Source organism: Verrucomicrobium sp. BvORR034 (genome assembly GCF_000739635.1).
Lineage (GTDB): Bacteria > Verrucomicrobiota > Verrucomicrobiia > Verrucomicrobiales > Verrucomicrobiaceae > Verrucomicrobium.
This window is the reverse complement of the sequence record NZ_BATQ01000135.1, coordinates 25,475-31,883: the sequence shown is the minus strand read 5'-3', so window position 1 is coordinate 31,883 and position 6,409 is coordinate 25,475. Positions and strand designations below refer to the sequence as shown.

General features: G+C 58.5%; 7 protein-coding genes and 1 pseudogene. 4 read left to right on the top strand and 4 right to left on the bottom strand.

Features of this window, described 5'->3' with window-relative positions; all coding sequences use genetic code 11:
• Together BV034_RS22970 and BV034_RS22965 are read left to right on the top strand one after the other, a co-directional pair.
• A pseudogene (locus BV034_RS22970) lies at positions 1–296 on the top strand (hypothetical protein); the annotation flags it as partial.
• Positions 297–600: 304 nt separating this feature from the next.
• A complete protein-coding gene (locus BV034_RS22965) occupies positions 601–855 on the top strand; it encodes a hypothetical protein (RefSeq protein WP_050029312.1) in 255 nt (84 codons plus the stop codon).
• A gap of 78 nt (positions 856–933) precedes the next feature.
• Here the strand turns inward: BV034_RS22965 and BV034_RS22960 are convergent, their stop codons facing one another.
• Positions 934–1,650 carry a hypothetical protein gene (locus BV034_RS22960; protein WP_050029311.1) on the bottom strand — a complete coding sequence of 239 codons (717 nt, stop codon included), beginning with the start codon at positions 1,648–1,650 and terminating at the stop codon, positions 934–936.
• A 254-nt stretch (positions 1,651–1,904) separates the two neighbouring features.
• On the opposite strand from BV034_RS22960, the gene BV034_RS22955 reads away from it, so the two are divergent.
• Entirely contained in the window at positions 1,905–2,810 is a 906-nt protein-coding gene (locus BV034_RS22955; RefSeq protein ID WP_265593360.1) for a polymer-forming cytoskeletal protein, read from the top strand.
• A gap of 38 nt (positions 2,811–2,848) precedes the next feature.
• Here BV034_RS22955 and BV034_RS22950 read toward each other — a convergent pair whose 3' ends face one another.
• Together BV034_RS22950 and BV034_RS36340 are read right to left on the bottom strand one after the other, a co-directional pair.
• Complete coding sequence (locus BV034_RS22950; protein WP_050029309.1) at positions 2,849–3,598, bottom strand: prepilin-type N-terminal cleavage/methylation domain-containing protein; 750 nt, start codon at positions 3,596–3,598, stop codon at positions 2,849–2,851.
• Positions 3,599–3,605: 7 nt separating this feature from the next.
• A complete protein-coding gene (locus BV034_RS36340) occupies positions 3,606–4,361 on the bottom strand; it encodes a hypothetical protein (protein ID WP_265593359.1) in 756 nt (251 codons plus the stop codon).
• Between the two features lie 200 nt (positions 4,362–4,561).
• Between BV034_RS36340 and BV034_RS22940 the strand changes: the two genes are divergently transcribed.
• On the top strand, positions 4,562–5,206 hold the full coding sequence (locus BV034_RS22940; protein WP_050029307.1) for a DUF6580 family putative transport protein: 645 nt from the start codon (positions 4,562–4,564) through the stop codon (positions 5,204–5,206).
• A 151-nt stretch (positions 5,207–5,357) separates the two neighbouring features.
• Here BV034_RS22940 and BV034_RS22935 read toward each other — a convergent pair whose 3' ends face one another.
• The gene (locus tag BV034_RS22935) at positions 5,358–6,386 is read right to left on the bottom strand and encodes a DUF4105 domain-containing protein (RefSeq protein ID WP_050029306.1); all 1,029 of its coding nucleotides are present in this window, start codon (positions 6,384–6,386) and stop codon (positions 5,358–5,360) included.
• Positions 6,387–6,409: the final 23 nt, after the last annotated feature.

The following is a 6,409-nucleotide window of genomic DNA, read 5'->3' as shown; positions in this document are numbered from 1 at the left end:
AAACAACGCATCACTTCCATCCTCGATGCCGCCCGGAGGGCGTGGTCGCCGCAGAGGACCTCACCGGCACCCCGCAGGAACTGCTGGCTCAGGCCCGCATGGCGGGACAGCCGGGCATCGTGGCCAAGCACCGGGACTCCACGTATGAAGAGGGGCGGCGTACCATGGAGTGGCTGAAGTGTCTGGCCCCGGTCGAGGCCGGGCAGGTAGGGGGCGGATTCATCAATCTGTTTCGTGCTGGTCAGGCGACGGATACGATCCTCCTGCGGGAGGATTCCGCGCGCCGCGCAGCCTGATTGCTCGGCTTATGCACAGACTCCCCGTCCCGCAGCCCCCTCAGTTCCTGGATCTCGTGTCTGCTGCCCTGCGGAACTTAGACGGGGCAATGCGCTCATTGGTACCCCGGATTCCTTGCCCTCATGGAGTTTTCAGCGGCCATTACCGGCAAGGTTTTTCGTCTGGGTGGTGGTCTTATTTTGCGTGTGATCTTTATCATCCTTGGAAAAACTTCTTGTATCTCCCAACGAATGGGGGCTAAGGGGGACTCTTATATTGAGTAAGTAGTGCGTTTTTTGTCATGGCAACTAGAGTAAGAATTCTATGATCTCATCCAAGCAACCATCAGTGGAACAACTTAAGAAGGCGGTCGCAATCGCCGAGAAAATCAAAGAACTCGAGACCCAGCTCTCCGAGTTGCTCGGTGGCGGAGCCCCCGCTCCCGTCGTCACCCGTGGCCGCAAGCCCAAGGCAGCCAAGGTTGAAAGCGGTCGGAAGGCCCGTAACATCTCCCCTGAAGGTCGCGCCCGCATCGCTGCAGCGCAAAAGGCCCGCTGGGCCAAAGCCAGAAAGGGCTGATCCACCGGTTAAAAAAGCCCCGTTGGGCTGGAGGTCTCCCCTCCAGCCCGGCTTCTGGCCTGAGAACCAGGCTGGGTGTTAGACATCGAACTCCAGCACAAACAATTGTGCCGGACGCTTGGCTTGAAGTCTCAAGCACGGCTCATCATGGGCCAGAGCCGCATCTCCCGCGGCGAGCAGCTTCCCGCAGCACCAAACCTCCCCTGAGGTCACGTTGACCCAGGCATGGTGCCCTGCACCAAGAGATCGCCGCCATCGTTGACCGTGATGCAGCGTTGCGTGCCACAGCGCCATGCCTTGAGGCCCGCGCAAATGGTCGGAGCTTCCGTTGGGGCACGCCAGCAATCTGGGAGTATTGGCGTCATGCACAGGCGAGGAGGGGTTTGCCCGAGTCTTGGTCTGCCGTGCTGAACCGCAGCGAGAGATCCAGAAGCGCAACAGGTGGCTGGCTTCATCGAGCGAAGGGTTGTGCCATCTGTCCGCTCCAGGAGCGTCGGATCCCCTTGTGGTCAATGGCTCTATCTGGCTGGAGCCAGCAGACAGGCGAGATGGAGCCAGCGGCAGGGGAGCAGAGCGCTCCGCGACGCCCTCGATCACATAGGTCAGGACCGTATGGGCTGTGGATGGGGGCGTAGGTTGATCAAAGGACTCCCCGGGTAAAAGCAGGGCATCCGTGATGCCTGCCAGAACCGGCGAGGGGAACGCCGCATCCTGGCTGGGGACCAAGGTGGTGCAGATGTGGGCTCCGCCCAGATGATGGCGTTTCCGATCTGCCGCCTTGAGAATTTGGATCATGAGCGACCATCGCCTTCCCATCCCCGTCTTAGAAAGACCCGCTCAGCACCGTGAGCATAGCCTTGGAGTATGCTCCGGAGTTGCGCCTTCTGGGTATTCCAAAGGAATCGACAGAGTCGCCGTGGACAAATCCGGGAGGTGTGTTAACTTTGTGTCTTGTTTTTGAGAAGAGTTACCGGTCTCGCTAGATGTCGCAGCGACTTTACAAGGCAGTGCTTGGCGGGCTCGACCCGGTCTTGACCGGGAGCGGGGAGATGTCTGCACGCTGGACCGCCGACTTGCTCCTTTCTCTGGACTGGTGCCGCATTATGGAGCTGGCCCGGGCCATGGCCCTCTTTGGCGGATTTGAGCTTGGTTCTACGACCGTGCGGATGGATGGCGCGGCAGACTTTACCATGACGCGGGGCAAGGGCTCCCAGGTGCAGCGCTATCGAGTGCGGCTGGCGGAATGGAACCAATGGCAGGCGACAGCGGTCGGTGTGGAGGAGTTCGCCCAGACGCTGAAGAAGGAGAAGCAGCGCGGTACCCGCGGAGTGTTGCTGGCCCCAGGGGGCTTTTCTTCCTCTGCCCTCCACCTGGCGAGGCAATGCCAGATCGAGACGGTGGATGCGGATATTCTCGCAGCTAGGCTAAATGAGTTGCCGGAAACGCACAGCGTCTTCTTTTACGAAACCGGCACCCTGGGGGACTATGGCACCCCCACCTGTCCCGCCTGCATGAAGCGCATGGAACTCCTGCCGGAGCCTCGGCCGCAAACGCCGGGTCGGGTTTCCGCCCTGCCGGACCTCAGCTATCGCACGAGTGACATCGTGGCCGAAGTGGTGGCCGCCCGGAGAATCGAAATCCACCGCAACTGCGAAGTGTATTTCCTTCGTGAGGTGCATGCGCGGGACGTGATCGTCCACGGACATGCAGTGGGTAACTTTGTGTGTGATGGGTGTTTGCTCCTCAATCCCGGCAGCGTGGTCGAGGGCACCGTCGCCGCCCGCTCGGTGATGGTCCGCCCGGGAGCCGTGTTGAACGGGGAGACCCGCATTCTGCAGGGTGCCCCTGAATCCCTCGCCCAGGAAGCCCCGTCCGTGGCCTGGCGCTGCGCCAACCGGTCACTCAATGCCAAGCTGCGCGCGAAGTGTGAGCAGGTGATGTTTCGGGTGCATTGAGCTACCGGGGTTAAGCCCCCGGGTAGAAAAGGTGAAGCTTAGCGAAGGTATTCGAGACTGCTGCGCTTCGTGATTCTGCCGATTACTTCGCCGGAAATGCGTCGATCTTCCGTGCCAGGCCACGGCGAAAAGGACTCCACATGGCCATCAACAAAGAGCATGTTTGCCCTGCCATTGTGGCGAAAGTGAACTGTTTTTTCCGTTTCGTTGATGATGTAAAACTCTTCCAGCATCGGCTTTTTCGGAGTTGCCGGCTTTTGAAAGGTATTGATCTGTGCGCAATCACCAAAGAGAATCACTTTGGATGCACTCTTCAATTGAGCTATTGACATAGGTGAGCCGCCTGACCTTCCTCCAAGAATCCAGTTGTAGCCGTACCCGTAACTCGCTCCCTTGAACTTCGGCTTCCAAAGGGAGTTGCCATAGTTGAATCCCTGGCAGACTTCGATTTTGCCCACTTCCTGAATGTAGGGAAAAAGGGGGCCGCCAGATTGGTCGAGGTCCCGATTGCCTTCGCTGGTGCCGGCTGGAGTGCTTTCGTGACCGAAGTACCAAGTGCGTTCCCCATTTGCACCGTTGCTTACATAGGCAGGAAACATGCCATTATTGTCACTCACATACAAGTTCACGGCCGCAGACAACTGCCTCAAGTTGCTTGAGCAAGATGCTCCGCTAGCCAACCCGCGGTATCTCTGCATGCCAACGAACATAAGTGTCGCCAGGATGGCCACGATGATCATGGTCACCAGGAGTTCCAGCAGGGTGAATCCCGCTGGGGGCACATTCATATTCGTGTTAAATCTGTCGTCCGTTGTCGTCACAAGTTTTCGATGCGGGCTTGCGTCTTCTTTGGATGTACAGTCCCGCAAGGGCAAACACCGCAAGCATGGTGCGACCAGGTTCTGGCGTTGCTGCATACGAAAACACGGTCACGCCATTGCCGTAGGTAACGCTAGTGCCTAGTCCCGTAAAATTGGACTCAAGTGGCAGATTGTCTAATCCGGTGATGGTCGCAGCGGGCGGGATCACATCGTCGGAGCCTGCCGTGTACCCGTCACTGCCAAACACCCATCCGTCATAGCTGGCATCTACATTTCCATCGCCATCAATGTCCAAAAGGGTGCGTTGGGCTTGTCCAGTGTAGGAGTACGTCCAAGTGCCGTCGGCGTAGGGACCGGTCATGGGAGTGTCATAATTCGGGGGCAGATAAGCATCTGCGTATCCGCCGCCAGCATTGTAGTAGCTCCAGCTAAGTCCCGTACCGGTATTCGTCGCCAAGTAGTCGGTGGAAGATGTCAGTTTTATGGAATTGATCAGATATGCGCCGTAGTCTTCAAAGTAGGTGTAGCTGATGTCGAACCCGCTGCCGGTCGTGCGGAACTCGTTGGTAGTACCCACTCGGGTCGGAGTGCCAAAGACGGCATTCATCACGGACTGCCCGTCCTCCAAGACTCCATTGGTGTCAGTGATCTTGAATTTGTAGGATTCGACGGCTGTGGTGGAGATGTCGAAGTTGCCCTGTACAACAAAGTAGTGGACTGCAGCGCTCACTAGTCCGGGAGTGCTGAACAGAAGGCACCCAGAGAGGAGGAGTGATGTAATGGAGGAACGGGAGACCATGAAAGAAATCGCGGATCAATGTCTAGGTTGATGTTCGACGATTCTCCGTACCTTTGGTAGGCCACTTTGTCTACATCCGATTTAGACAACATTGCCCTTGTTCATCCGCGCACTTGGAGCTTCATTCCAGCATGTCTCGTTCTGCCCGTTCCCAAGGTCTTTCCGCCTACGTTTGGCTGCCGCTCGTGCTGATGGTTGCGGCCTTGGTTTGGCGGGTGCTTTACCAGCAGGGGATCGTGGCGGCTAACTTGGGGAATTTGAGCCCACTCATGGCTTTCGCCTTTGCGGGGGCCATTGCCTTTCCCCGTTCACTCCCTTGGTGGAGTTGGGCGGGTCTTTTGATTTTGGTGGATTGGGTCAGCATGGGTTCGCAGTGGTGGTCCACGGCACATGGCCGTGAGGCGGTGCTGCTTAGCTACGGCCTGTATGTGCTGGCCGCTTGGTGGGGCTCCCGACTCCGTGGCAGGGCTGGGATGGTCGATACTGTGCTGGGCACGTTGGTTTGCAGTGTCGCTTTCTATCTCGTGACGAATTCCCTGTCCTGGGCGGTTGAATCCTACTATGCGAAGACGTGGGCTGGCTGGGTGCAGGCATTGACGACAGGCAAGGAAGGCTTGCCGCCGACGCTGATGTTCTTCCGCAATTCTCTTATTGCCGACCTCCTCGGCGCCACCGCCATCGTGGTGGTTTACAATTTCGAAGCGGTGGTGAGAAAGCTGCGCGTCATGCCGGTGATTGGTTGGGGGCGTCAGTCCCAGACCGCCGTGGCGGCGTAGATTGAATGACGGTGGATGTCCAATCGGTAGCCCGGCTTGGCACCCCTTCAGGGTGCATGAGGAGAGCGGCATTCCGGGGACAGGCCTCGTCAAACTCGTCCGGCCTCTGGCTTACCTTCTGAGATGCCTTCGGCATGGCGTTGCGTCCCCTTCACGGAGCCGCCGCGTTGCCGGCGGGAATTGGTCCAAATCCAGGCCGACCTTCGCGGATCAGTTTCCAGAAGTCTGGAGACTTGTCTGCCGCTTGAGCTGCGGTGTTGATATGAGCCTTTTCCCGAAGCTCGGGAAAGGGGAGGCCATCGGTGACGACGGCCTTCTTTTCGTAGAGCATTTCGTCCGCCTTGCCATTCAGCAGGATGCGCCAGTCCCACGGCGCTCGTTCCGAGGCGGGGCGTTGGGTCCGGATGGCGGTGGTGCAGTTGGTCGTCGCGGCGTTATACCACCTCGGCTTGTTGCGCAGTCCGTTCATGGTGGCGATGTATTCCATGAACCGTTCCCGAGCCCGCTCAGGTGAGACAGGGATGCGATAGAGGTAGGAGTCTTCCCCCGTCCGGTAGTTGGTGCGCAACCGCACGATGTCGCGTTCGTCCGCCGCGATGCAGATCAGCTCGTACTGTCGGTAAAAGCCACCAATGGCTGAGTACTTCTCGCCCACTTCTTTGCGAGTCTCGATCGAGAAGCAGATGGGTGGTGCGTCCTTGAACTGAAAGCTGGCAATGGGATGCGCCATCCAGGGCGATCCCCAATAGTTGATGAAGAGATCGATGCCCGTGAGTTGGGAGAGGCGTACCTTGCGGGTTTCCCAGGTCGGGGTGAAGTCTGTGGTCGTGCGATAGTCAAAGTTCCGCACGTTGTAAATGGTCACCTCGTCGCCAGCTACCTCTGCCCACGGGAGCTGGGCCACATCGGGCTGCCATTCGCGGTTCGCCTGCGGTTGGAGTTTCGACCACCAGCTCAACACCCCGACAAACGCCAGACCGATGAAGAGCGACTTTCGCCATGCCTGGCGGATGAATAGTAGCATGGTGGCAGCGGAGCCGAGCCAACACCAGGCCGCGGCCTGATTGAGGAAGGGCATGTCGTAGTACAGGGCTCCAAAAGTCCAAGCTACCAGGCCGAGCAGGATCAACGAGAGCGCTAGGCGGAGCACGAGTTTGAGGGGCCAGAGAAGGAGTCGCATGATGGGGTAGGGGATCGGGCCAA